General features: G+C 57.8%; 21 protein-coding genes and 2 pseudogenes. 1 reads left to right on the top strand and 22 read right to left on the bottom strand.

Annotated elements, in window-relative coordinates; translation table 11 throughout:
* Positions 1-199: 199 nt before the first annotated feature.
* The 3 genes and pseudogenes from ORD17_RS05160 to ORD17_RS05150 all read right to left on the bottom strand — a co-directional run.
* Positions 200-406 (bottom strand): hypothetical protein, encoded by a 207-nt coding sequence (locus ORD17_RS05160; protein WP_308388900.1) that lies wholly within the window; start codon positions 404-406, stop codon positions 200-202.
* A gap of 536 nt (positions 407-942) precedes the next feature.
* On the bottom strand, positions 943-2574 hold the full coding sequence (locus ORD17_RS05155) for a hypothetical protein (RefSeq protein ID WP_308388901.1): 1632 nt from the start codon (positions 2572-2574) through the stop codon (positions 943-945).
* Positions 2571-3317, bottom strand: a pseudogene (locus tag ORD17_RS05150) (TnsD family Tn7-like transposition protein); the annotation flags it as partial. The pseudogene ORD17_RS05150 and the gene ORD17_RS05155, both read right to left, overlap by 4 nt.
* Before the next feature lie 73 nt (positions 3318-3390).
* Here ORD17_RS05150 and ORD17_RS05145 point away from each other — a divergent pair.
* Positions 3391-4608: an ISL3 family transposase gene (locus ORD17_RS05145; protein ID WP_014003049.1), complete on the top strand. Its 1218-nt coding sequence runs from the start codon at positions 3391-3393 to the stop codon at positions 4606-4608.
* On the opposite strand, the gene ORD17_RS05140 is transcribed toward ORD17_RS05145, so the two are convergent.
* The 19 genes and pseudogenes from ORD17_RS05140 to mnmG all read right to left on the bottom strand — a co-directional run bounded on the left by ORD17_RS05140 (position 4597) and on the right by mnmG (position 24949).
* A complete protein-coding gene (locus tag ORD17_RS05140; RefSeq protein WP_308388902.1) occupies positions 4597-5724 on the bottom strand; it encodes a TnsD family Tn7-like transposition protein in 1128 nt (375 codons plus the stop codon). The two genes, ORD17_RS05145 and ORD17_RS05140, sit on opposite strands and share 12 nt — an antisense overlap.
* A gap of 9 nt (positions 5725-5733) precedes the next feature.
* Complete coding sequence (locus ORD17_RS05135) at positions 5734-7383, bottom strand: ATP-binding protein (RefSeq protein ID WP_308388903.1); 1650 nt, start codon at positions 7381-7383, stop codon at positions 5734-5736.
* Positions 7367-9451: a DDE-type integrase/transposase/recombinase gene (locus ORD17_RS05130; RefSeq protein ID WP_308388904.1), complete on the bottom strand. Its 2085-nt coding sequence runs from the start codon at positions 9449-9451 to the stop codon at positions 7367-7369. Before ORD17_RS05130 ends, ORD17_RS05135 begins: the two co-directional genes overlap by 17 nt.
* A gap of 77 nt (positions 9452-9528) precedes the next feature.
* The gene (locus tag ORD17_RS05125; protein WP_308389803.1) at positions 9529-10365 is read right to left on the bottom strand and encodes a TnsA endonuclease C-terminal domain-containing protein; all 837 of its coding nucleotides are present in this window, start codon (positions 10363-10365) and stop codon (positions 9529-9531) included.
* 172 nt (positions 10366-10537) lie between these two features.
* A complete protein-coding gene (gene glmS / locus ORD17_RS05120; RefSeq protein ID WP_308389802.1) occupies positions 10538-12373 on the bottom strand; it encodes a glutamine--fructose-6-phosphate transaminase (isomerizing) in 1836 nt (611 codons plus the stop codon).
* A 22-nt stretch (positions 12374-12395) separates the two neighbouring features.
* On the bottom strand, positions 12396-13775 hold the full coding sequence (gene glmU / locus ORD17_RS05115) for a bifunctional UDP-N-acetylglucosamine diphosphorylase/glucosamine-1-phosphate N-acetyltransferase GlmU (protein WP_308389801.1): 1380 nt from the start codon (positions 13773-13775) through the stop codon (positions 12396-12398).
* A gap of 81 nt (positions 13776-13856) precedes the next feature.
* Positions 13857-14276, bottom strand: a complete 420-nt coding sequence (locus tag ORD17_RS05110) for a F0F1 ATP synthase subunit epsilon (RefSeq protein WP_308389800.1) — start codon at positions 14274-14276, stop codon at positions 13857-13859.
* 11 nt (positions 14277-14287) lie between these two features.
* The gene (gene atpD, locus ORD17_RS05105; protein ID WP_308389799.1) at positions 14288-15697 is read right to left on the bottom strand and encodes a F0F1 ATP synthase subunit beta; all 1410 of its coding nucleotides are present in this window, start codon (positions 15695-15697) and stop codon (positions 14288-14290) included.
* Positions 15698-15725: 28 nt separating this feature from the next.
* Positions 15726-16592 (bottom strand): F0F1 ATP synthase subunit gamma, encoded by an 867-nt coding sequence (gene atpG / locus ORD17_RS05100; protein ID WP_308389798.1) that lies wholly within the window; start codon positions 16590-16592, stop codon positions 15726-15728.
* A gap of 9 nt (positions 16593-16601) precedes the next feature.
* A complete protein-coding gene (atpA, locus tag ORD17_RS05095) occupies positions 16602-18146 on the bottom strand; it encodes a F0F1 ATP synthase subunit alpha (RefSeq protein WP_308389797.1) in 1545 nt (514 codons plus the stop codon).
* Between the two features lie 14 nt (positions 18147-18160).
* Positions 18161-18700, bottom strand: coding sequence for a F0F1 ATP synthase subunit delta (locus ORD17_RS05090; protein ID WP_308389796.1), 540 nt, complete (start codon positions 18698-18700; stop codon positions 18161-18163).
* Positions 18701-18711: 11 nt separating this feature from the next.
* Entirely contained in the window at positions 18712-19191 is a 480-nt protein-coding gene (locus tag ORD17_RS05085) for a F0F1 ATP synthase subunit B (RefSeq protein ID WP_308389795.1), read from the bottom strand.
* A gap of 44 nt (positions 19192-19235) precedes the next feature.
* Positions 19236-19490, bottom strand: a complete 255-nt coding sequence (gene atpE, locus ORD17_RS05080; RefSeq protein ID WP_215872117.1) for a F0F1 ATP synthase subunit C — start codon at positions 19488-19490, stop codon at positions 19236-19238.
* A gap of 45 nt (positions 19491-19535) precedes the next feature.
* Positions 19536-20285 carry a F0F1 ATP synthase subunit A gene (gene atpB, locus ORD17_RS05075; protein ID WP_308389794.1) on the bottom strand — a complete coding sequence of 250 codons (750 nt, stop codon included), beginning with the start codon at positions 20283-20285 and terminating at the stop codon, positions 19536-19538.
* A gap of 3 nt (positions 20286-20288) precedes the next feature.
* Positions 20289-20684: an ATP synthase subunit I gene (locus ORD17_RS05070; RefSeq protein WP_308389793.1), complete on the bottom strand. Its 396-nt coding sequence runs from the start codon at positions 20682-20684 to the stop codon at positions 20289-20291.
* Between the two features lie 49 nt (positions 20685-20733).
* Complete coding sequence (locus ORD17_RS05065) at positions 20734-21591, bottom strand: ParB/RepB/Spo0J family partition protein (RefSeq protein ID WP_308389792.1); 858 nt, start codon at positions 21589-21591, stop codon at positions 20734-20736.
* The gene (locus ORD17_RS05060) at positions 21588-22343 is read right to left on the bottom strand and encodes a ParA family protein (protein WP_308389791.1); all 756 of its coding nucleotides are present in this window, start codon (positions 22341-22343) and stop codon (positions 21588-21590) included. Before ORD17_RS05060 ends, ORD17_RS05065 begins: the two co-directional genes overlap by 4 nt.
* A gap of 54 nt (positions 22344-22397) precedes the next feature.
* Positions 22398-23075: a 16S rRNA (guanine(527)-N(7))-methyltransferase RsmG gene (gene rsmG / locus ORD17_RS05055; protein WP_308389790.1), complete on the bottom strand. Its 678-nt coding sequence runs from the start codon at positions 23073-23075 to the stop codon at positions 22398-22400.
* Positions 23076-24949, bottom strand: a pseudogene (mnmG, locus tag ORD17_RS05050) (tRNA uridine-5-carboxymethylaminomethyl(34) synthesis enzyme MnmG).
* Positions 24950-25055 lie beyond the last annotated feature (106 nt).

Here is a 25055-nt window from a genome sequence, read left to right as displayed (position 1 = left end):
CGGCCTTGCGCTGCCGACCAGATAATGGACCCCGGCCGTCCTGGTCACCGGCGTACCGTCACGCCCTGATTGGGGCGCAGACGGTACACTCGTCTCCCAACTGACTTGACGGCAACCATGCGGCACTGCACGCGCCTGCACTCCCAGCTCTCGCGGTCGTTTCGGCGGATACAGTACACCGCGTTGCATCTACCAGGGACTACTCGCCCTCGCTTCGCTCCAGGCGAGCAGCGGAGGACTCGCCGCCCGGCAGTCGTCCTTGCAGCGACATTACCCGGTAGCGTAGGCAGTCGAAATCCTCGCAACCGACGCCGGCATCGAGGCGCGCGGCGCCATCTTTACGCGCCGCGAAATCGTCGATTTTCTTCTCGATCTTAGTGGCTATGAGGCCAACCGTCCGCTGCACAAACTCAAGCTCCTAGAGCCGTCGTTTGGTGGCGGGGATTTCTTGTTGCCGGCCATCGCACGGCTTCTGGCAGCATGGAAGACATCGGACGATCCGCGCATGCCAGTGAAGGCCCCGGCAGGCTGTATTCGTGCGGTCGAACTTCATCGGGAAACCTTCACGCAAACGCGTGGCCAAGGCTGAATAATCACGTGCGAGATGTTCTGGCGAGCACATTCTCCATAGAAGGCTGCCGAACGAGCACTGTTTGCCGCTCATGACGTCGCATTCGTGGAAGCGAGTGGCGCTTCCATCATCTCACTTAATCGACTTATTGCCGAACGCGACCTCCGCATCCTCCTCGCGCAGCACCACATGCTGCTCCCAAAGCTTGTCGTAGAGGGTTTGCTTCGCCATGTATCCACACCAATATTGAGACTTCATCGTCCTACCCCGCGCAACAAGGCCACCCAGAATCATGCCGATTTTCGCGCTAGCTCAGAGATTCTCTAAGCAAACATTATTTCCGCTCATATGGACTGACTCGCTCAAACAACTCACAACCGCCCAAAGATCATCAGTTTAAGTTTTTCTGCCCAGAAATAGTTTTCCGCCTCTCTTGTTCGGCGCGCCAGCACGGGCCTCATCACTTTTCGTAAAGGCTCATAATCGGCAGGACAAGGAGGTTTTACCGCTAAATCCCAATGTCCACCACGACGATCAACTCCACCCAAAAGAGCCAAAACGTGTCCCTCAATATCCTGAAGTGATAATTCGCCTTTGTACCTAATAAGGAGGGTAGATAGCGCTGTATTTTTTCTGTGTTCCACGTCCAATAAGACAATAGGATGACTGCCCTTCTGAAATAATACTGCTACTAGACATAATCTCTGGCGGTTTCCAATCATAGAGAACGATCGACCAACAGGCAGGCGGCAGAGCGCCATCAAAACATCCACTTTGACAAGCCTATTTGCCATTTCTCTTATGACCTGCATTAGCCTCATCAAATCTTCAGAACTCTCTTTGCTCTCGATTGTAAGCAACTGAAATTCTAAAGGGGCCAAATTATCAAACTGCGACTCAGGCGCAACACTGACCTTCTTCGGGGGGATTTTTGCCACACCACTGCGAACGTTAACATTTATATTTTCATTAAATCCCCCAATACCAGCCAAATCTCCAACCTTTCGATAACGAATCCGATTTCCATTTTTTACTACGAACACTTCTACTTCTCGCTCGAAAATACTGGACCTTGTCATTAGTTGCAGCGCTGGCTGATTCACATCCGTCTTGCTTCCAGAACTCTCTATATCCACCGTGAAAGGACTATCTTCCGAGGATACACCGCGCTTCTTCCGCGTGATTAACTCGCCTCTTGGCATCTGGACAGATACATCTGTTTTCAGTGATGGATGTGAATAATACAAAATATCACAAGGAACGTTCTTCCCTGCTATCTCGATTATCTCCATGATCAACCAACGATTTTTCTCACGAACGCCACGAAACTTGATCTTGCAGTTGCGTAACTCCGGAGGATCAAATGTCATGAATCGTTGATTGACTGATCGCTCATAAACGCTGTCCCAAGACCGCCTCCCCTCAGGGTCCACAGCCAGCCATGCAAATTCCAGCAAAAACGGTCTTTTCAGGGACCTGACTGGCATTTTCTGCGTAAAGTCTAGCTGCAATCGAGAGCTATACCCTGGCATAATCGGTCTGTAGAGTGTCATGATACCACCAGGTTGCATGATATAGTTTGCAAGCGTTTTATTATGTAGAAAGAGGCTGCGGATCAGCTCCATTGCCGGGATCAGATACTCTACCCGGCCCACTTCGTAACGAAACAATCGCTGCACCCCGGATGACCATCCGTAAAATGGGTATAACTCAGCAGGGATGGCGGATGAATCCGTTTCCTGTCCTTCTGCCAAGTTTGGAATTATCACATCCGCATACTCGCCATAGGTGATTTTATCTAACTGACCGTCATGAAATGTGTAGCCGAGTGCGAGTACTGGGAATAGGCCAATCGGGAGTTTCCACATGACAAAGCCCCCCGAAGACTCGCCTCGCGTTACGACATTTAATAGCCAATCATTCTTGGCGTTTTTCTGAAGCCCGGCCAACCAATAAAGTTGAAGAACCTCAGACACATCGCAAAACTCTTTTATTCTAATCACGATGCAGCACCCGCGATGGGCTGGGGGTGTTCAACCAGTGCCGTCAGCGCCGCTTCCACCCGATCTGAGGCCTTTGGGGGCAACCCCGCGAGGCGACGAACGCGCCAAGCGCGCACCTCCAAAGCTTGCCGGTTCAGTTCGGCTACTGCCCAGGTAATGCGACGTAAGCGAAAATCCTCAACTGTTTCTACCAGTTCATCGAGGGTCCTGACGCTTTCAGGCAATTTTGAACGGGACTTAAAGAGGCGCTGGGAATGCTCCAGCGTGCGCACTAAGGCTGTCTGGGTAACCCGTCGCGGCGGAACCTGCTGGTGTATATCCTTAGCAGCCTTACGCAATTGGATTGCCATGTGACGATCAAACGCCTTCCAATCTACTCGTTGATCCAGCCATTTCCCATGTTTCGGTGCAGGCGAATGTTCAATCAGCCATTCTCTATCGTTTCGATAGAGCCAAGCATGTTCCCTGGGGCATAAACGAGCGAGTTGATGACGTGACAACGCCGGGCGATTACGCTGGATATCTAGCCAATGTTCTCTCATCGAATCCCGTTCCAGCGGGCGCTGGCTAACATTTCGTCCGGATAATGCCTTCCAGGGTACAGGCAAACCAAGCTTGCTCGCCCGCAATCGCACTGTTCCAGTGTCAACGCCGAGATCACGTGCGATCGATCTAAGGCCAAGCCCTTCCCGCACTCTCTGTTTCAGCCTCACATCCAAAAGGGGGCCATAATCGACGATATGTGGCTCCTCGACACATTGAGTGGGTAAGGCGGTATGATTGCTTTATGGGAAGGGCAGCGAGCTGAGGATAAGGATGGACCAAGGTAATCAACTGTTCACTCTGGCGTTGGGGTTGGTTCCGCCGTGGATGGTGGACGATGTGCGGTTCACGGTGGAGGAAAAGCGCCTGGACCTGCATGTGAACTTCCCAAGGGGTAGTCAGTTTCCCTGTCCGGTCTGCGGCCAGGACTGCCCGGTCTATGACACCCAGGAGAAGGTCTGGCGTCACCTCGACTTCTTCCAGCATGCGGCTTATCTCCATGCCCGCGTACCACGGGTCCATTGCCCGGAACACGGCGTGCATTTGGTATCCGTCCCTTGGGCGCGGGAAGGCTCGGGATTCACGCTGCTCTTTGAGGCTCTAGTCATGGCCATGGTCCGGGAGATGCCCGTGTTGACGGTCTCCCGCCTAGTGCGGGAGACGGACCAGCGACTCTGGCGGGTGCTCGATCATTACGTCGCCAAGGCCCGCGAGGCCGCGGACATGTCAGAGGTCCATTCCGTCGGTATCGATGAGACGAGCAGCCGGCGCGGCCATGATTACATCACCCTGTTTGTGGACCTCGTGGCGAAGCGCCTGCTGTTTGCCACACCCGGCAAGGATGCCGAGACTTTTGCGCAGTTCGCCGAAGATCTGCAGGCCCATGGCGGCAGCGCCGAGGCCATTACGGAGGTCAGCATGGACCTCTCGCCAGCCTTCCAAAAAGGGGCCGCAGAACACCTGCCCAACGCCCAGGTCACCTTCGATCGCTTTCACCTCATGAAGCTCGTCAATGAGGCCGTAGATGCCGTACGCAAGGGGGAAGCCCTCTCCCAACCAGACCTGAAAAAGAGCCGCTGGCTTTGGCTCAAGAACCCGGGAAAGCTCTCCGCCAAGCAAAGCGCCAGGCTCCGGGAGATCCTCAAGAACCAGAACCTCAAGACAGCACAGGCTTATCAGCTTCGCCTGACCTTCCAAGAAATCTTCACCGTCCAGAATCGCCACCAGGGCGCCACCCTGCTCAAGGCCTGGGTGGAAAACGTCAAGGACAGCGGATTACCGCCAATGGTCAAGGTCGCCTACACCGTCATGAATCACTGGGATGGTGTGCTCCGCTGGTTCGAGAGCCAGATCACCAACGGGATTCTGGAAGGCTTCAATAGCCTCCTCCAGTCCGCCAAGGCAAAAGCCCGTGGCTACCGTACCCACAAGAACTTTATCAACATGGCCTACCTGATCCTCGGTAAACTGGATCTCAGGCTACCCACATGAAACATCGAAGAACCCGATATGTGGTGGAATCGAGGACCCCGCCACTCGCGTGTAACTGCAACCGCACGCACACGAAAACCGTCCAACAAACCTATCCATCTCCCGGCGCACAGTCAACGATTCAACGACTTTGCGCCCAAAGTGCTCTGCCAAATGATTGAGGCACTCCCATGGACCCTCTTCAAATGAAGGATCTGCAGGCTTCACAATAACTGGATATCGGTCAAGGAACATTTGCAGCAAGATGTGTTGTAGTGGATGAAATGCCTTACGGTGCTTCCGGACCATGGCCACAGGCCAGTCCCCATTGAACGCTTGTGGAACCACATTGGCAATCGGCGCAAAAAAACGAGAGAAAGCTTCCCGAAAGGACGCTTGATCTACTCTCTGCTTTCCTTTCGCGAAACCTCGGTTGCGAACCGCGGCGAGGTAATATACCCCCCAATCACGACATTCTTCATGCTTCAACGCAGCAGCCAAAAGGGACGCGCTGCGATCAGCGATATCTTGCAACAACGTCATCCCCTGCGGCTCGCATTCCCAACTCTTGGCCAACGCTAGAAGTTTGCAGTTTTGTAGAGAGCACGCAATAAATGCATGTTGATTCTCTCCGTTGGGGACCATGCTACTATCAACCAAAAAAACCTTGTGGTCTGGGCATAACAGAACACCGGGAAGTTGATGGCTACGCCTCCAGTACCACTCTCCGTATTGTCTCTGCATCTCACTCAGACAAACTGGGCAATATCGCAGACTATCTGGCGCCGAGATCACGCTCGCTGCAATGCCAAGTCGCGCGAAAACCGATTCCGCATGGCCGTCGGTTAACTGGGAAATGGCAAATTTGGTCACCTCTTCCGTGGCAAAAGCTACATAATAAGGGAGGAGCGTAGTTTCTTTGATCAGTTTTTCAGGATCAAGTCCACGATCAGCTGGTATGTTTTGACAGAGAGCCGCTATCCGGCTTTGTAGCGCAACATTCGCCTTCACGCCCGTGGCACCGAACAAATCCTGAATGGTCTGCTTTGGACTTTGAGAACACGTATGCCGGTGGTATCGCGCAAGCACGCTGTAAAGCAGTTCATCCGGATACACTCTGGGAAAGTAGGCAAGCATTGACGACCTTCATCCAGCAAGGTCATTCAGAGGCGGTTTAATCACTCCAACACCTTTCAGTGAATCGTAAGCAGACAGCCCATCTTTTTTCCCAGCGGTGACAACTGACCTGAGGTCATTCGCGTCAGACAACGCTTTTGCCCCAGCTATGGACGTTCGTACTTTCTTCCGACCTACTTTGGCGCTTGGACGCACGGGCCCTCGTCCTTGCAGCATCGCGGCGATGTTTGCCACGAGATCCAGGGCGGATAGCCCCGGATTTTCGGCACGGACCTCTGTCAATAGAACCTTTGCAAGGTCCGGCGCCACTCCCAAGTCTCCCAAAGCGCGCAAGATCGCCGCTACAACTTGGTTCTCGCTTGCATCCTCGCCAATCGCCAACCTCTCGGGGGCAGGGGCCTTCTCAAAAGAAGGCCCCGATAAGCGCGCAAGCGAGTCCCCAAAGACTTGTGCAGCATGGTCATGCAATGGGCGTATATCGTCATATTTTGCGATTGCCTCCCGATCATCCCGCTTTAAGGCGTCAATCATGGGGTGGATGAGTCGTAAGTGCTCACGCGCAACCTGACGCAGAAGACCAGGGTCAATACACTCCGGTCTGTCTCGCAGCGCTCCCAGCTGTATGGCACGCAGTTGTGCCATCATGAAAAGATTGACCAACACATCAATAATTCCTTGACTTTCGTCATAAAGCACCTGACGAATCTCGTCGGTCAGCGGGGACAACTCTCGCGTCCACTGGTATTTCCATATGCGGTCGACGAAATAGTTCCAGGTCGGACCTTGTTCCATGCGTTCCCAGACCAAACTTCCTAAGCCACTGGCCCGACGCGCCTGGCGGAAATCTCCCTGCAACAACGGCAACGCTCCCAGCGTACCAATGACAATTACCGGGATGCCGATGGTGTTCACCAATGTCACAAGAAAATTCAATAAGGCGTCGGCTCCAGTGCCCGGGGCCTCCCTAATATGCTGAATCTCGTCGACGATGAGTACACCGAGGGCGTGCAGGTTGGCGATTTGCGCCATTTGGACCATCATTTCATCAAGAGAGCTCCGACTGGCCCCATACCGGGCGCGGTACCGGGTGCCCAACAAATTGTCTATCGCCTGAAAAAAGCTAATGCAAAGTTGTTTAGGCGATCCTTTGTAGGGGCTATCCAGCTTCAGCCAAACCACTTGGTCAAGACTGAAAGGGTGGACATGGTGGATGACCTGCGGGTAGAGCTCCAGGACCCTGCCCATGCCGTAGCTCTTGCCGATGCCGGAGCAACCGATCAGGGCAAAGCTACTCGCCGTAGAGCGGATTGGGCGCCGGACAGCGGCAAGATCCTTCCCAATTACTCGCTCGTAGCCCTCCTGCAGGCGGTGAATGTAGTCGTTAGTGTTGGGATTGCGACTAAGGTACCCTTGGCGAAGAAGCATGCCGAACTTCGCTTCCAATTGCAGATGGTTCTCGAGCGGCTCGAAATAGTTCTTCAGTCGCAGGACGCAATGTGCCCGCAGATGGGCAGGATAGCCACGCTCTTTTTCACTGAATTTTGGTGGCCCTGCCATAGCCCGCAATGCCTCATTCACGGACAAGACGGGCGGCAACTTTGCGATGAACGGGTTTTCGCTGTATTCAGCAAGGGTGGTCATGTCATCCCGCATCGTCATCACCCTGTTCTTCATTTTGCCTACGAAGAATCTCCGCAATGTCCGGTAGACGGTAGTCGTCCTCCATTTTTCCCGTGGGGAAGTGGAGGATCTCCCCCTTTATCTTGGCATCCTCCCTGCGCCGCTTGGTTTGGAAGGCTTCTCGCTCCTGATTATCCCGTTTTTCCCGGCGACGGTTTTCGCGAATGCTACCCGTTCTCTGGCGATTGCTACTGTAAGAATTGGGCGCGTTCGTCTGCATGATCTGGGCCTCCTGCATGACATTTTTTATTGTCTCAATCAAGTTGATACGCCCGCGCTGAACATGTTGCTCGTTATTGCGTCCTGCGCGGCGCTCTTCCTGACGTATTTGATCTATCTCCCACAGAGTTCGGCCCAGATGATGGCGGCTCTTTTCTGTCAGAGTGCAGGAGATGAATTTCCCTTGCCTCAGATCATCGTGAAGGTATATCACATCCATGCAGCGCGGTTCGTAGGAAATTTTCACCTTCCAGCGCCCTCTTTGCCGGGCGCGTTCAAACCAGTGGTCCTCTATCGCTTTCTGGCAAGTGTAGAAGCAATCGGCATAGCGAATTCCAGTGGCCGTTACCATCGCCTCAGCGTTCGGCAACAGGCTCAGTCGAACCAACTCTGGTGGGAAGACACGCAGGCTACCACTTCGGTGTGCAATCCCCCAATCCCATAGCTCGGAGGGTATCGCCTGAACTCCGTCCGCAATCATGTCCGGGGTCTTCTCATAATCCTTCAAGACGTGCTGATTGTTATAGTAGAGAATGCAGTACAGGATGATACGAGTAAATTGGTCGATATCCAGCGTTGCATCCAGACGATAGTCTTTGGCGCCACGTTCCCGGAAATCGGTGGCAACATAGCCTGCAACGTAGGCCTTAAAACGGGCAGGAATCAGTCGAAACCGCTGTTCAACAATACCCTTCCAGTCCGCACGGTAGGGTGCTGCGGTTTCGACGCGCACTTGAAAGTTATTGATCAACGTCTCAACAGCACTGCCGGCGACTTCACCTCGATCACCAAGTAGCGCATCGGGAAGAGCTTGACACGGCCAGTCTGCCTCACCTATCTCGACGCCAAACTGGCGGCAATACCCCACTTTTTCCGTGGCAGTATTGGCCAGCGCCATCATCGCACCAACCCAGGAAGGTCCTTCAAATCCAACATACACTCCCGTAATCATGCGACTAAAGACGTCGATGACGATATACAATACCGGGCGCCCGACGATCTTCGCACGGTCATATCGCGACACCAAATAGACATCTGCAATTGTCGCATCGATTTGGAAACGAGAAGCGGGACCGACTGTTTCTGCCGTCGATGATCCCAATATGGCGCGTCGGTCCTTATCGTAGACGCGCGGCGTGCGACGGATGCGATCGACTCGAAAAAGATCGTTGTCTTTTTCGGACCAATAGCAGAACTGCCTGAAGGTTGGCGCATCTTTGCGTGGGACCAGTTCCTGCCGCCCGGTCTGCTCATTGATCGCCTGATCGGAAAAAGCACTTGCGATCAGTTCGTCATAGGCTACTCGCAGATCCATTTGTGCATTTTTTGCAAATTTTTTGGTGACAACCGAGCGAAATAATTGCCGCATTTCTGGCGTGACGTTGACGCCCAAATCGTCCCTATCGGCGGGCCTTCCCCGCTTCTTTCCTGAGGAAGCCCTCTCCTTGCCTCGTCCCCCACATCGATCATAGTCGGGGAGCAGCGCATTCGGTGTCATGCCGCGCTGCCAGTATCGTCGTAGCAAGCGGTAGATTGTCTGTTTAGTAGCCCCCGTCTCCGCCATCACGGCCTGAACCGCCCGACTTCTAAGGCGAGGCTGGAAGATGGCTGGCTGGTCAAGAATTAGAGGACGTATCATCGTCCACGCCCGGTCCCTCTTTAGCCGGTAGATCTCGGGGATGGCCTCGTCTGCCACGAATGCCAACCAGGGGTCGGGATCGGTGAGGCGCCATTCCCCCGTCTCGCGCATCCGCTCTATTTCCTCTGCCTCCCGGAAAAGGGGCATGGCAGTAGACGCCTGAATATCGATGCTGTAGAGGCCGCTCATTGCGGGGTCGATCCATAGAACTCGTTCGATCCTCCCTTCCTCGGGGTATTCCAGCAATTGGCAAACCGCAAGTTCTCTCATCCGCTGGCCCTCATGGACTCACGCTGAGACAATCGGAATTGATGCAACGGCGTGGAATCGTCTATGGGCCGATCCATTGGACAGACGATCATCTTTTTAGCCAACATGTGTCGGACTAGAAGTAGGCAATCACCAGCAGACATGGAAAACCGGAGATCCATGTCAGCGCAGAACTGCCGGAGGGTAGGCCCGGGATGTGACGGAAGTTCTTGAAATACTAGCCTCGCCTTCTCCGAAAAGTAGCCTTCGTAGGGTTGTTTGATCTGGTCAATTTCGGCATAACTATGAACCCAGACAATATTGCGTACCATCGCCTCAGGGATATCCCGCTCGGTGATGATTCCCCAGTCCACACCTTGTAGCTCCCAGTAACGGCGTTCCATCTCCAGTTTTTCAATCACACGTGGCTTTTCCAATTCGTCTGCCGGCTTGACTGCTCGCGCCAGCTGTATTAGCCGTCCGCCAACATAAACATCCACTAGGAAATCCGTGGTCATGACTAAAGGAGCGGAGCTGTGAGCAATGCGAGGGTGGGGAATCCCAAGATCTCCTGCAATACGACGAGTGATATTGCGATCTAATGGAAATTGTTCACGGATATCCGTGACAATATCTGCCCAATCAAACAAGTAAAAAGTATTACGCTCAATATCCGAGAGGAGGTGATGCACGCGCCCAGTCTTGTTCCCCTTGATGCGGTGGCACCGCCCTTGGGATGGTACGTCTCGCGTGGTAAGCCATGGGAGGTAATCTGCGCCACGCCCCTTCCCACGCCCCTCCTTTTGGAAGCGCGCGATCCGGTCTTCGTCGATATCGTAGCGTTGGCGAGCCAAGGCATCCTCTCCTAGCCGCTTATTGAACAAGCATACTCCACTAGCTCTGGAGCGCAAGATCAGGATGATACTCTATTGTCGAGAATGAGACTTTATTGTTGGGGATGAAACTATATTGTTTGGGATGATACTTTATTGTACGTTAACAGGCGGGCGAGGGAAATCCCGCCTCTCACTCGACAGTCACAGCCTTTGCCAGGTTGCGTGGACGATCGACGTCGGTACCTTTGACCAAGGCGGCATGATAGGCAAGAAGCTGTACCGGAATGGCATGGAGGACCGGCGAGAGTAGGCCGGCGTGCCGTGGCAGACGGATGACGTGTACGCCAGCGCTTGCCTGATAGTGGCTGTCGAGATCGGTAAAGACGTAAAGCTGACCGCCACGGGCATGTACTTCCTGCATGTTGGCGGCAAGCTTTTCCAAAAGGCGGTCATTGGGGGCAATGACCACCACGGGCATGCGCGCATCCACCAAAGCCAAGGGGCCATGCTTGAGCTCCCCCGCCGGGTAGGCCTCGGCGTGGATGTACGAAATCTCCTTGAGCTTGAGGGCCCCCTCGAGGGCGATGGGATAATGCAGTCCACGGCCCAGGAACAGGGCGTGCTCCTTGTCGGCAAACTGATTGGCCCATAGCTGGATTTGCGGCTCCAGATTCAGCGCCTGTTGCACACTGCCGGGCAGCTGCCGCAAGGCTTCCCGATGTTCCTGCAGCGCCGTGGCATTGATACGCCCACGCAAGACGCCAAGACTCAGGGCGAGCAGATACAAGGCCACCAGCTGGGTCGTGAAGGCCTTGGTGGAAGCAACGCCAATTTCTGGCCCGGCACGGGTGAGGAAACGCAGGGCCGAGGCCCGGGGAATGGCGCTTTCGGCAACGTTGCAAATCGACAGGGTGTGGCTGTGCCCCAGGGCCTGGGCATGGCGCAGGGCCTCATAGGTATCCAGGGTCTCGCCGGATTGGGAAAGAGTGACGACAAGTTGCCGCGGCTCGGCGATGCTCTCGCGGTAGCGGTATTCGTGTCCGAGTTCGGCCTGGGCAGGAATGCCGGCCAGCGACTCGATCCACTGCCGCCCTACCAGGCTTGCATAATGGCTGGTGCCCGAGGCGAGGAGCAGCACCCGGTCGATCTGCTGCAAACGTGCTGCCGCTCCCTCACCCCAGAGCTGGTCGATGGAGAACTCGTCACCCAAGGCGCCTTCGAGGGTATCGGCAAGCGCGCGGGGCTGCTCGTGGATTTCTTTCTGCATAAAGTGTCGGTATGGACCCAGGTCAATGGCTGCCGAGCTGAGCTGGCTCCAGTGCTCTTCTCGTTGCAGCGCGACGCCCTCCGCGTCCCGCAACTGCAACTGATTCTGTGACAACGCAGCAAAGTCGCCGTCCTCCAGGTACAGCACCCGCCGCGTTACCGGCAGGAGCGCCGCCACATCCGAAGCAAAGTAATGGCCGTTCTCGGCAATTCCCAGCAAGAGTGGGCAGCCCCGGCGGTGCAAGATGAGGGTATCGGGGTCGCGCCGACTGAGGACGGCAAAGGCGTAGGCGCCCTGCAGCTCCCGACTCGCGGCCTGCACCGCGGCCAGAAGGTTGGGCAATTGCCCACGGTACCAATGGACCAAGTGGGCGATGACCTCGGTATCGGTTTCGGAGCTGAAGGCGTAGCCCAGCGCCTGCAAGCGCTGGCGGAGATTCTGGTAATTCTCGATGATGCCATTGTGGACAACGGCAATCTCTTCCGAAGAGATAAGCGGGTGGGCGTTCTGCTCGGCGATGCCGCCGTGGGTTGCCCAGCGGGTGTGCCCAATGCCGATGCCACTGGCAAAGCCCTCGCTGGCATGCACTGCGGCAAGCTCCGCGACACGTCCAATGCTGCGACGGCGCTGCAAGACGCCGCTACCGTCGAGGAAGGCCAAGCCTGCCGAGTCATATCCCCGATACTCCAGGCGCCGCAATCCCTCGAGAATGACCGGGACCACGTCCGTTGCGGCAATACCGCCGACGATTCCACACATACTGGGCTCCTAGGATGTCGATTCAGGCAGGTGTAACGGATTTTTTCGGCCGTTGCCAGTGGGGGACCGATTTTTGTGGGCTGCGGCTCAAAGTGAGGCCACCTGCCGGCACCTCGCGGGTGATGGTACTACCGGCACCAATGGTCGCACCGGCGCCAACTTTGACCGGGGCAATCAACTGGGTGTCGGAACCCACGAAGACATCGTCACCGATTTCCGTGCGGTGTTTGTTGGCGCCGTCATAGTTGCAGGTGATGACGCCAGCGCCAATGTTTACCCCGCTACCAATTTCGGCATCGCCGAGATAGGTCAAATGATTGGCCTTGCTGCCGGCACCCAGAGTAACCTTTTTGGTTTCGACGAAATTGCCAACATGGGCAGCATTGCCAATTTCCGTGCCGGGGCGGATGCGGGCAAAGGGCCCAATGCGCGCTTCTGCACCAATCTTTGCCTCTTCGATCATGGAGTAGGGCAGGATCTCGACATCATTGCCAATTTCCACATCGCGCAGGATCACGCCGGCACCGATGCGTACTCGGTCACCCAATCGCACCTGTCCCTCGACGATGACGTTAGGTTCGATCCAGCAATCGGCGCCAAAGCTGAGCGTGCCGCGCAGATCGAAGCGCTCGGGATCGGCGCAGCGTAGTCCCTCCCGCTGCAGGGCCTCCACCTGTCGGCGCTGGTAGAATCGTTCAGCAAAGGCGAGCTGGGCGGGGTCGTTCACGCCCAGAGCCTCCTCCGGCTGCGGCAGACGAAAGCCGTGCACTGGCACATCATCGCTGCACGCAAAGCCCACCAAGTCGGTAAGGTAGTACTCTCCCTGCGCATTGCCGGGCTGTAGGCGCGCCAGCCAGTCAGCCAAACGGGCCGCAGGGAAGAGCATGATGCCCAGATTGACCTCCCGCAACGCCCGCTCCTCCGCATTGCAGTCACGCTCCTCGCGAATCTCCAGAACCTCCTCTTGCGCGCTGCGCAGAATCCGACCGTAGCCCCGCGGATCCGTTAGTTCGCCGGTGCAGAGGCCGAGTGCATCGACTGGGGTGCTGTGCAGGAAATTCCGCAGGGTTTCGCCACGCAACAGGGGGACGTCACCGTACAAAACCAGCACCCGCTCGGCGTCCTGTAATCCAGGCAGCGCCTGTCGTACGGCGTCTCCAGTACCCAGTTGCCGCTCCTGCTGGTACCACCGGATATCGCGCTCATGGGCAAAAGCCTGGCGCACAGTCTCGGCGCCATGACCAACGATGACGTGGAGGCGCGGGTTACCCGGTAGCGTGCGCGCCGTACCCAGCACGTGCGCCAATAACGGCTTACCCGCCAGTGGCTGCAATACCTTGGGCAATGAGGAGCGCATGCGCGTTCCCTTTCCCGCAGCGAGGATAACGATATCGATGCTCATGCGATTCTCCAAAACAAAGGCCCCAATACGCGGATGCGTCGGGGCCTTTGACAAGCAACGCGAAAAACGACCGCCGGAATCCTAGCGCAAGATACCCTGTTCGCGCAGGCGTTGCAGGGTGCGGAGTCTAGCGATCTGCTCGAGCAGCTCCGCTTGCGCCGCCGCATAATCCAGCTCGTCTGCCTGATTGGCGATGCGTGCCTCCGCCGCCTCCTTGGCGGCTTTGGCCTTGGCCTCATCGATATCGGCAGCACGCTCTGCGGAATCAGCCAGAACCGTAATCACGTCAGGCTGGATTTCGAGGATCCCGCCATTCACGAAGAGATACTCGGTCTCCGCACCGTGTTTGATGCGCAGCTCCCCCGGACGCAGCCCGGTAAGCAGCGGGGCGTGGCGCGGAAGGATGCCGAGCTCGCCCATCTGCCCTGGTGCGATCACCATATCTGCCGTGCCTTCGTAGATGCTGCCTTCCGCGCTGACTACGCGAACATCGATGGTCATGGCCATATCGCTCAGCCTTGCTGCAGCTTCTGCGCCTTGGCCAGCGCTTCGTCGATGGTGCCAACCATGTAGAAGGCCTGCTCGGGCAGATGATCGTATTCGCCGCTCACGATCGCCTTGAAGCCACGGATGGTCTCCTTGAGCGAAACGTAGGTGCCCGGGCTACCGGTAAACACCTCGGCAACGAAGAACGGCTGCGATAGAAAGCGTTGGATTTTCCGCGCGCGTCCGACCAGCACCTTGTCTTCCGCAGAGAGTTCATCCATACCCAGGATGGCGATGATGTCCTGCAATTCCTTATAGCGCTGCAAGGTCTTCTGGCAAGCACGCGCCACGTCATAATGCTCCTGACCGACGATCTGCGGGTCCAGCTGACGGCTGAAGGAATCGAGGGGATCCAGGGCCGGATAGATGCCCAGCTCGGCGATCTGCCGCGACAGCACCACCGTCGCATCCAAATGGGCAAAGGTGGTTGCCGGCGACGGATCGGTGAGGTCGTCCGCGGGCACGTACACGGCTTGCACCGAGGTGATCGAGCCGACCTTGGTAGAGGTGATCCGCTCCTGCAGCTTGCCCATTTCTTCGGCGAGGGTAGGCTGGTAACCCACTGCCGACGGCATACGGCCGAGCAACGCCGACACCTCAGTGCCCGCCAGGGTATAGCGGAAGATGTTGTCGATGAACATCAGGATATCGCGGCCCTCGTCGCGGAAGTGCTCTGCCATGGTCAGGCCAGTGAGGCCAACACGCAGACGGTTGCCGGGGGGCTCGTTCATCTGCCCGTATACCAGCGCTACCTTGTCGATAACGTTAGACTCGGTCATCTCGTGATAGAAGTCATTGCCCTCGCGGGTACGCTCTCCAACGCCGGCGAACACCGAGTAGCCGGTGTGCTCGATGGCGATGTTCCGGATCAGCTCCATCATCAACACCGTCTTGCCCACGCCGGCGCCACCGAAGAGGCCGACCTTGCCGCCTTTGGCGAAAGGACAGACCAGATCGATGACCTTGACGCCGGTTTCCAGCACTTCCGTGCTTGCCGCCAGTTCGTCAAAAGATGGGGCTGGGCGGTGGATCGCCTTGCGCTCCTGTGTCTGCACCGGTCCTTTGCCGTCAACCGGATCACCCAACACGTCCATGATGCGCCCGAGAGTCTCATGACCGACGGGGACGCTGATTGGTGCACCGGTGCGGCGCACGGAGAGTCCGCGCTTCAAACCTTCACTGGAACCCATGGCAATGCCACGCGCCACACCATCACCCAACTGGGTCTGCACCTCAATGGTGAGATGGCGGTCTTCGACGACGATCGCTTCCATGATTTCCGGCACCTGCCCGCGGGGGAAGGCGACGTCGATCACCGGTCCAATGACCTGGACGATATGGCCAACGGCCTGCTCTGCAACTTGCGCTTCGCTCATGCTCTGCATCCTCAAATAATCCAAAAATTTACACTGCCGCAGCGCCGGCGCTGATCTCCGCAATTTCCTGCGTGATCGCTGCCTGCCGCGCCTTGTTGTAGGCAAGCTGCAACTCACCCACGAGCCGCTTGGCATTGTCCGAGGCGTTTTTCATCGCCACCATCCGCGCGCTCTGTTCGCAAGCCAAATGCTCGACCACCGCCTGATAGATGACCGATTCCACGTAGCGCTGTAACAGGTGATCCAATACGGGGCGCGCTTCCGGCTCATAGATGTAATCCCAGCGCTCACCCGTCACCACGGTCTTTTCCTCCGGCTTCTTCACCGGCAAGACCTGCTCCAGAGCCGCCCGCTGCAGCATGGTGTTGATGAAGCGTGAGGAAATCAGGTAGAGAGCATCGATCTCACCACTCCGAAAGGCATCCGTCATCACCCGAATCGGGCCAACGATATCCGCCAGGCTCGGACGATCCCCAATACCGGTGAGTTCGGCGGAGAGCTGCGCACCGTGACGCCGAAGAAAACCGACGCCCTTGGTACCAATTGCGGCAACCCGCACCTCTACGCCCTGACCCTGCAACTCGTGCATTTGCTGCACGGCGATGCGCAGGACGTTTACATTCAGTGCGCCACAAAGACCGCGATCGGAGCTGATCAACAGAAATCCGACCCGCTTTCTTGGCCGCTCGGCCAGAAAGGGATGTTGGTACTCGGGGTGTGCTTGCGCGACATGGGCCAGTACTTCGCGGATCTTGTCTGCGTAAGGGCGGGATGCCGCCATACGCTCTTGGGCACGGCGCATCTTGCTCGCCGCGACCATTTCCATGGCCTTGGTGATCTTACGCGTATTCTTGACGCTTTTGATCTTGGCGTTGATTTCCTTCGCCTTCGCCATTGCCGTTCCTCAATAACTCGCGGTGGACTTGAATTGCTTCAACGCTGCATCCAATTCCGCCTTGATCTCGTCAGTGAGCGCCTTCTTTTCTTCCAAGGCATCGACCGTCGCCTGATGATTGGAGTGCATGTAGGCGATCAAGGCCTTCTCGAAGGGCCGAACCTTGGCGACCTCGACGTCGTCCAGGGCGCCACTGCTGGCAGCAAAGAGAGAGATGGACTGCTCGGCAACCGACATGGGTGCGTACTGATCCTGCTTCAACAGTTCCGTGACCCGCTTGCCGCGCTCGATCTGCTTGCGCGTGATCTCATCGAGATCGGACGCAAACTGCGCAAACGCCGCAAGTTCGCGGTACTGCGCCAAATCCAGACGAATACCACCGCCGAGCTTCTTGATGACCTTGGTCTGCGCCGCGCCACCGACACGAGAAACCGACAGACCTGCATTGATGGCCGGACGAATGCCAGAATTGAACAGATCGGATTCGAGATAGATCTGGCCATCGGTAATGGAGATGACGTTCGTCGGCACAAACGCGGACACGTCACCAGCCTGGGTCTCGATGATCGGCAATGCCGTCAAGGAGCCGGTCTTGCCTTGCACCGCGCCGTTGGTTTTTTTCGCCACGAAGTCGGCGTTGACGCGCGCAGCGCGTTCCAGCAGTCGGGAATGCAGGTAGAAAACGTCGCCAGGGTAGGCTTCGCGACCCGGAGGACGACGCAGCAGCAAAGAGATCTGGCGGTAGGCCCAGGCCTGTTTGCTGAGATCGTCGTAGATGATCAGGGCATCCATACCCCGATCGCGGAAATACTCGCCCATGGTACAACCGGCATAGGGCGCCAGATACTGCATTGCCGCAGAATCCGAGGCGTTGGCCGCGACCACAATGGTGTACTCCATCGCGCCATATTCTTCGAGCTTGCGCACCACGCTCGCCACGGTCGACGCCTTCTGGCCTACCGCAACGTAGACGCAATACACGTTCTGACCCTTCTGATTCAGAATGGCGTCAACGGCGACCGCGGTCTTGCCGGTCTGGCGATCGCCAATGATCAGCTCGCGCTGCCCGCGCCCGATCGGGACCATAGCGTCGATCGCTTTGATGCCGGTTTGCATGGGTTCATCAACACTCTGCCGATCGATCACCCCGGGCGCGATTTTTTCGAGAACGTCGTATTCCTCCGCCTCGATCGGGCCTTTGCCATCCAGGGGCTGCCCCAAAGAATTGACCACCCGGCCTAGCAGGCTCTTGCCGATCGGCACCTGCATGACCTTACCGGTACACTTGACGATATTTCCTTCTTCCAGACCGGAGAACTCGCCCAGCACCACAGCGCCAACGTTATCCCGCTCCAGATTCAGTGCTAGGGCGTATTTGTTTCCAGGCAACTCGAGCATTTCGCCGTACATTACGTCTTCCAGGCCGTGAATACGGAGAATACCGTCGCTCAGGCTGGTGATCGTTCCTTGCGAGCGGGTCTCGACCCGCCCTTCGAAACCCGCTATCCGCGCACGGATCAGGTCACTGATTTCCGAAGGATTCAGTTGTTGCATGCCATTTCCTCAATTCAATTGCGAAGACTTTGCGCCAGCTGCTGCAGCTGACCACGCACGGATGCGTCGATGGATTCGTCACCTGCCCGGACTATGAAACCGCCGAGAAGCTCTGGATCGACAGCTTCCCGCAGGATCACCTTTCTTCCCCCATGACGGCGTTCCAGGGCCGCGACGACTGCCGACTTCTGCCCATCATCCAGGGCGAAGGCACTCGTTACGAGCACATCCAGCTCGCCTTTGGTGCGGCGCAGGGCAGCACGGAAGAGTTCGGCGATTTCGCTGGCGAGCGCCCAACGCTCGTTGTCGATGAGCAGCTGCACGAAACGCGTCCAGGCCTCGACGTCTACAGCGACCGGGATTCCGGCGAGCAAGGCGACCTTGTCGGCATCGGAGCGCTCTGGATCAGCGAGAAAATCGCGCGCATCGACGTCCTGCACCCAAGAAGCGAGGGCCTGAAGTGCGTCATCCCAGGCGCCTGTAACTGCACCCGCCGATGCCATCTCGAAGAGAGCTTCGGCATAGGGACGCGCCAAGGTGTTGAAATCCGACATCGAAGCCTCCGTCAGAGCTGAGCGACCATGCGATCGACAATATCGCGATGATTATCAACATTGATTTCGCGGTGCAGGATTTGCTGCGAGCCGTCCACCACCAGGCGCACGACTTCACCGCGTAGCTGCTCTCGCGCGCGATTCACTTCCACCTCGATCTCGGCCCGGGCCGCGGCGATAATGCGGTCCGCCTCTTCCCGTGCCTTGCCTTGCGCTTCCTCCCGCATCTCGATCGCGCGTCGCTCAGCTAGGGCAATGATTTCACTGGCCTTCTCCTTCGCTTCACGAAGGATCTCCGCCGCGCGCTTCTGCGCCAGATCGAGCTCTTCCTGACCCCGTTCAGCGGCAGCCAAGCCATCAGCGATCTTCGTCGACCGGTCGTCCATTACCCGACGCAGTGGACCATAAAGATACTTGTAGAGCAAAATCACCAGGATCACGAAGGTGATCAGCTGAATGATCAGCGTCCCATTGATACTTACTGGATTCATGATGTCCTCTCTTGCACGGAGGCCGGCTCAGCCGGCCAGGGGCATTAGCCGACGAAGGGGTTGGCGAAGAGGAACCAGAAGCCAAAAGCCAGAATGATGAAGGGGAAGGACTCCATCAAGCCCGCAAAGATGAAGGTGTTTACCAGCAGCTGCGGACGCATTTCCGGCTGACGGGTGATGCCTTCGATGGTTTTGGAGGTGATCAAACCCCAGCCAATGGCCGAACCGAGACCAGCGGCACCGAAGATGATACCCACGGCGATGGCAGTCGCTGCAACGATGATGGTATGTGCATCCATGGTAAAGACTCCTCAGAATGTCAAAATAAAAGCAGAAAAGTGGAATTAGTGGTCCTGCATATTGGCCATGCCCAGGTACACGACCGTCAGCACGGTGAAAATAAAGGCCTGCAACATGATGATGAGAGATTCGAACAGCGACCAGACCTCGCCCATGACCAGCGTTCCCCACCACGGCAACAGCGCCAGGAGCAGGAACACGAGTTCGCCGGCAAACATGTTGCCGAAGAGTCGTAAACCAAGACTCAGAGGTTTGGTAATCTCCTCAATCGCCGTCATGATGATGTTGACGGGCGCCAGGTACTTGCCGAATGGATGAGTGAGATAGGTCTTGAAGTATGCGAAGCCTTTGACCCGCAGACTGGTAAAAATGGTTAGTGCGAAGACCGCCAGGGCGACCGCAAAGGTGGTGTTCAGATTGACGGTAGGCGTAATGCGAAAGTGCTCGAGCCCAAACCAACTTGCCACAACTCCGGGCAGATAGGCAGGAATCACGTCCATACTGTTCATCAGCAGGATCCACACGAACACCGTCAGCGCCACCGGCGCTATCAACGGGTCACGCACCGGAAAACTATCGGTAACCAGCTTGTCGATGAATTCAACCGTCCCCTCAAGCCAGGCCTGCATCCCGGCTGGGGCTCCCCGCTGCAGGCGGGCACCGACCACCATGGAGGTAATGACCAAGATTGCGGCCATCACCCAGCCAATCAGAATGGTATCGAGATCGAAGGTCCAGAATCCCTCGCCAACCGTCCAGTTGACCAGGTGATGGGCGATGTCGCCAGATGCCACGTTTCATCTCCTTTTCTTGCTGCGCTCGCGCAACATGAAGCCTAAATATACAAAATGTGCGAGCAGAAGCCCGATGACCAGGCCGATGATCGGCAGGTGCAACCAGGCCAAAGCCAACAGCAAACCCAAGATGGTGAGCACCCAGCGCTGCAGCACCGCCGCACCCAGCCGCGCGCTGGCGGCAGCCGGTGAGGCGGGGAGCGCTAACAGGCGACTTCCCAAAATGAGCATGTTCAATACGCTCAAAAAGGCGGCGTAGAGAATGGCCCAGGCCTCTCGAGCGTTCCAGCCCCACGCACAGACGGCGGCGGCGAGCAAAGCCAACACCAAAACCCACGCAGCAACTCGACCGACATAGGCCGAAAATGCCCAGGAGGCCATCGTTGATTTTTCTGGCATCGGCCTCACCGCAAATTGGCAGGGAGTCTAAACACGCCGTCGGACGAGGTCAAGAGAGGGGCACCGAATCTTCCGTCACGCCCAGACGTTGCCACAGGGCGGCGGCCTCGGCGGCGTTGCGCCAGCGAATGCGCAGCTCCCCCCCTTCGCGACGCAGCGAGATGCGGACTTGCAGTCCGAACGTCTGTTCCAGCTGGACAAGCAACGCGGCAAGGTTAGGATCGACGTCTTCTGGAGCTCGCTTCTCGCGCTCCTGCACGTTTTTGGCCAAGAATTCCGCTTGGCGAACGCTCATCCCTTTGGCGATGATCTCCGCCGCCGCCTGCCGCTGTGCGGCGGGCGGCAGCGACAATAGCGTCCGCGCATGCCCCGCAGTCAATGCGCCAGAGCGTAGTTGTGGTGCCAAAGAGGGATCGAGACGCAGCAGGCGCAGTTGGTTGGTGATGGCCGCTCGCGAGCGCCCCAGCGCTTGGGCCAGGGCATCGTGACTCAGACGGAACTCATCGAGCAGACGCTGCAAGGCGGCGGCTTCCTCTAGGGGATCGAGATCCTGACGCTGAATATTTTCGATGATACCGATTACCAGGGCCTGCTGTTCGGAGGCCTCGCGGATCAGGGCGGGAATTTCCCTCAGTTCGGCCAACTGCGCTGCGCGCCAACGCCGCTCCCCGGCGAGCAGTTCGTAACCGCCACCACCATCGGCACGTACCAGGATCGGTTGTAATACGCCCTCCGCCCGGATGGACTCGGCCAGCTCCGCGAGCGCGGCCTCGTCAAAATGTTTACGCGCCTGCTGTGTACCCGGATGGATGAGATCGAGAGGTAGATTGCGCAGGGTGCTGATCTCCCGGTTACCGGCAAACAGGGCGTCGAGGCCACGACCCAGCGCCGCGGGCTTCTTACTCATGGGCGATGCTCCCGTTGCAAAAACTCTTGCGCCAACTGCCGGTAGGCGTCGGCACCGGCACACTGTGGATCGTAGTGGATGACTGGCTGACCAAAACTGGGGGCTTCGGCCAAGCGTACATTGCGGGGCACGATGACTCGGTACATGCGTTCGGGAAAATGGCGCTCCAGCTCACCGCTCACCTCTGCAGAGAGGCGGTTGCGGGCGTCGAACATGGTACGCAGGAGACCGTCCACCTCCAAGCCTGGATGCAATTGAGCGCGCACCCGGCGAAGGGTGTCGAGCAGCTGCGTCAAGCCTTCCAGGGCGAAATACTCACACTGCATCGGGATCAACACCCGATCGGCGGCAACCAGGGCATTCAGAGTCAGGAGACCCAGCGACGGCGGGCAGTCGATAAAAACGTAATCCCAGCCCTGCGTACCCCGCAGCGCATCGCGCAGACGCAATTCGCGCCCTTCCTGATCGGCAAGCTCTACTTCCAGAGCAGCGAGATCCGGGCTTGCGGCGAGTAAGGACACGACCCCACATTCTTGCAGCGCGGCCGACAGGTCGGCTTCACCCAAAAGCAAGTGGTAAACATTGGGCCAACGACTTTTATCGGCACCCAGACTCGTACTGGCGTTGCCCTGCGGATCCAGATCGATCAGCAGCACGCGCTTCTCCAACGCCGCCACCGCCGCCGCGAGATTCACCGCCGTGGTGGTCTTTCCGACTCCACCTTTTTGGTTGGCTATGGCCACAACCCGCATGCTCTACCTCTCTCCGCCTTGCTCCGCAAGGATACCGATTGCCAGCGGAGCCGGCTAGTGACTGGCAAGACCCGTTCCCCCCAGCTCGGCGCAGAGGGCAAAGCGTGGCGGTTGCCCAGGAACGGCCAGTGGCTGGGCCACGAAACGCGCCGCCCACTCCGCGGGCAGCGCACGCAGTTCTTCCGCCCAAGCTGGCCCCTTGGCGAGCAAGAACGCGACCCCTGGCTGCAGGCAACCCTCTACCATGACAAGGAAGTCCGCGAGCGCAGCGGTGGCGCGACTGACCAGTACCATGCGGTCGACGTAACGCAATTCCTCGGCACGCTGCGGATAGATTCGTACCTGCTCCAGGTCCAGTAGCGGCAGAACATGACGCAGAAAGGCAACCCGCTTTCCCGCGGGCTCGACCAGCACGAACGACTGCTGCGGGCGAGCAATGGCCAAAGGGATGCCCGGCAAACCGGCGCCACTGCCGATATCGTACACAGGGCGCCCAGAGGGCAAAAAGGGCAGCAAAGACAAACTATCCAGCAAATGCCGATAGATGGCTGCAGCGGGTTCTCGGATCGCGGTGAGATTATGCGTCCGGTTCCACAACATCAGCTCCTCCAGATAGCGGAGCAGTCGTTCGCGCGCCAGCGGATCGATTTCCCCGTCAAGGCCCATATCGAGCAACCCCTGATCAAGCCGCTGGCGCAGGGCGTTGTCATTCATCGAGGCAGTGGCAGGCACCTAACTTGCCGCCGCCCAGTGGTGACGTTTCACGTGAATCAACAGCAGGGAAACAGCGGCGGGCGTCACCCCGGGAATCCGACTGGCCTCGCCCACGCTGCGCGGCTGTTGCTGCTGCAAACGCTGACGCACTTCGGTCGACAGGCCCGCAATGACCGCAAAGTCGAGATCAGCCGGAATTTCCATACTCTCCCAGCGTTGATTGCGTTCCACTTCTTCTTCTTGCCGCTGCACATAGCCGGCATATTTGCAGTCAATCTCCAGCACTCCCGCCAGGGGGACCGGTAACGGATCGCTGATGCCACAATCTGCCAGCAGCTCGGCGTAACCCAGCTCTGGGCGACGCAACAACTCCCACAGGCTGTGGTCCCGGCGCAGGGGTTGAGGCAGACGCATGGCCAAGTTTCGTGCCGCCGGAGAATCTTCGCCGATACGGGTGGATTCCAAGCGCTGCCGTTCGCTGCGCAGCGCTTCCTGCTTGGCGACAAACCGCTGCCAGCGTTCCTCATCCACCAAGCCGAGCTCTCGGCCCACCGGCGTCAGTCGCTGGTCGGCATTGTCTTCCCGCAGGCGCAGTCGATATTCCGCGCGACTGGTGAACATTCGATAGGGTTCATCCAGACCCCGGGTGACCAGATCATCCACCATCACTCCCAGATACGCCTCATGCCGTGCCGGGCACCAGCCCGGCTCATCGCGCACCCAGCGGGCTGCGTTGATTCCGGCCAGGAGCCCCTGCGCTGCCGCCTCCTCGTAGCCCGTCGTACCGTTGATCTGTCCGGCGCAGAAAAGCCCCGGCAGAACTTGGCTCTGTAACTCCCGGGTCAGGGCACGAGGATCGAGATAGTCATACTCGATGGCGTAGCCCGGACGCAGCAACACGGCATCTTCGAGGCCGCGCATACTGCGCACCAGCGCCTCCTGCACGGCAAAGGGCAGACTGGTAGAAATCCCATTGGGATACACTTCCCGGGTGCGCAGCCCCTCGGGCTCGAGAAAGATCTGGTGCGACGCCTTGTCAGCAAAGCGCACGATCTTGTCTTCGATGGAGGGACAGTAGCGCGGTCCCTTGGATTGTATATGCCCCCATACATGGCCGAATGCTGCAAGTTGTCGGCGATGATGCGATGGGTCTCGGCATTGGTATAGGTGATGTGGCAGGGGCGCTGTTCGACCTCGATGCGCTCCGTCAGGAAGGAGAAGGGCGGTGCCGGGTCGTCGCCGGGCTGGATTTCGAGCACGGAGTAATCAATGCTGCGCCCGTCGATGCGCGGCGGGGTGCCGGTCTTCAGTCGGGCCACTGGAAACCCGAGGGCGCGCAGGCGTTCTGCCAGAGCATTGGCCGGGGCGTCCCCGGCGCGTCCGGCGGGATAACTTTGATCGCCGATGTGGATGCGCCCGGCAAGAAAGGTGCCGGTGGTCAGGATCACTGCGCGAGCGAAAAATTCTTGGCCATTCTCGAGCCGCACCCCTGCAATCCTGCCATCTTCTACCAACAGATCGCCCACACTGCCCTGAAACATCTGTAGCAGTGGCAGCTCTTCCAGGAGCTCTCGCACCGCCAGCTTGTATAGGCTGCGATCGGCCTGGGCGCGCGTGGCACGCACGGCTGGTCCCTTGCGCGCATTGAGGATGCGAAATTGGATGCCGGCGCGATCGATGGCACGCGCCATGATTCCACCAAGGGCATCGATTTCCTTGACCAGATGCCCCTTGCCGATACCACCAATGGCCGGATTGCAGGACATCTGGCCGATGGTATCGATATTTTGCGTGAGCAGCAGGCAGGGGCTGCCGCTGCGCGCCACCGCCGCCGCTGCCTCAATGCCCGCGTGGCCGCCTCCTACCACAATGACAGAAAAGGTATTTTTCATGTCCTGATTATCCTGTCCGCAAAGGCATCGGGCAAGTCCGCGAACCGCCCTTGGTTCCCTCGCGACATCGACCGCGCTATTCTGCACAAAAATTCTGCCAGATATT

It is taken from the genome of Acidithiobacillus sp. AMEEHan (assembly GCF_030996345.1).
GTDB lineage: Bacteria > Pseudomonadota > Gammaproteobacteria > Acidithiobacillales > Acidithiobacillaceae > Igneacidithiobacillus.
This window is presented reverse-complemented; position numbering and strand designations above follow the sequence as displayed.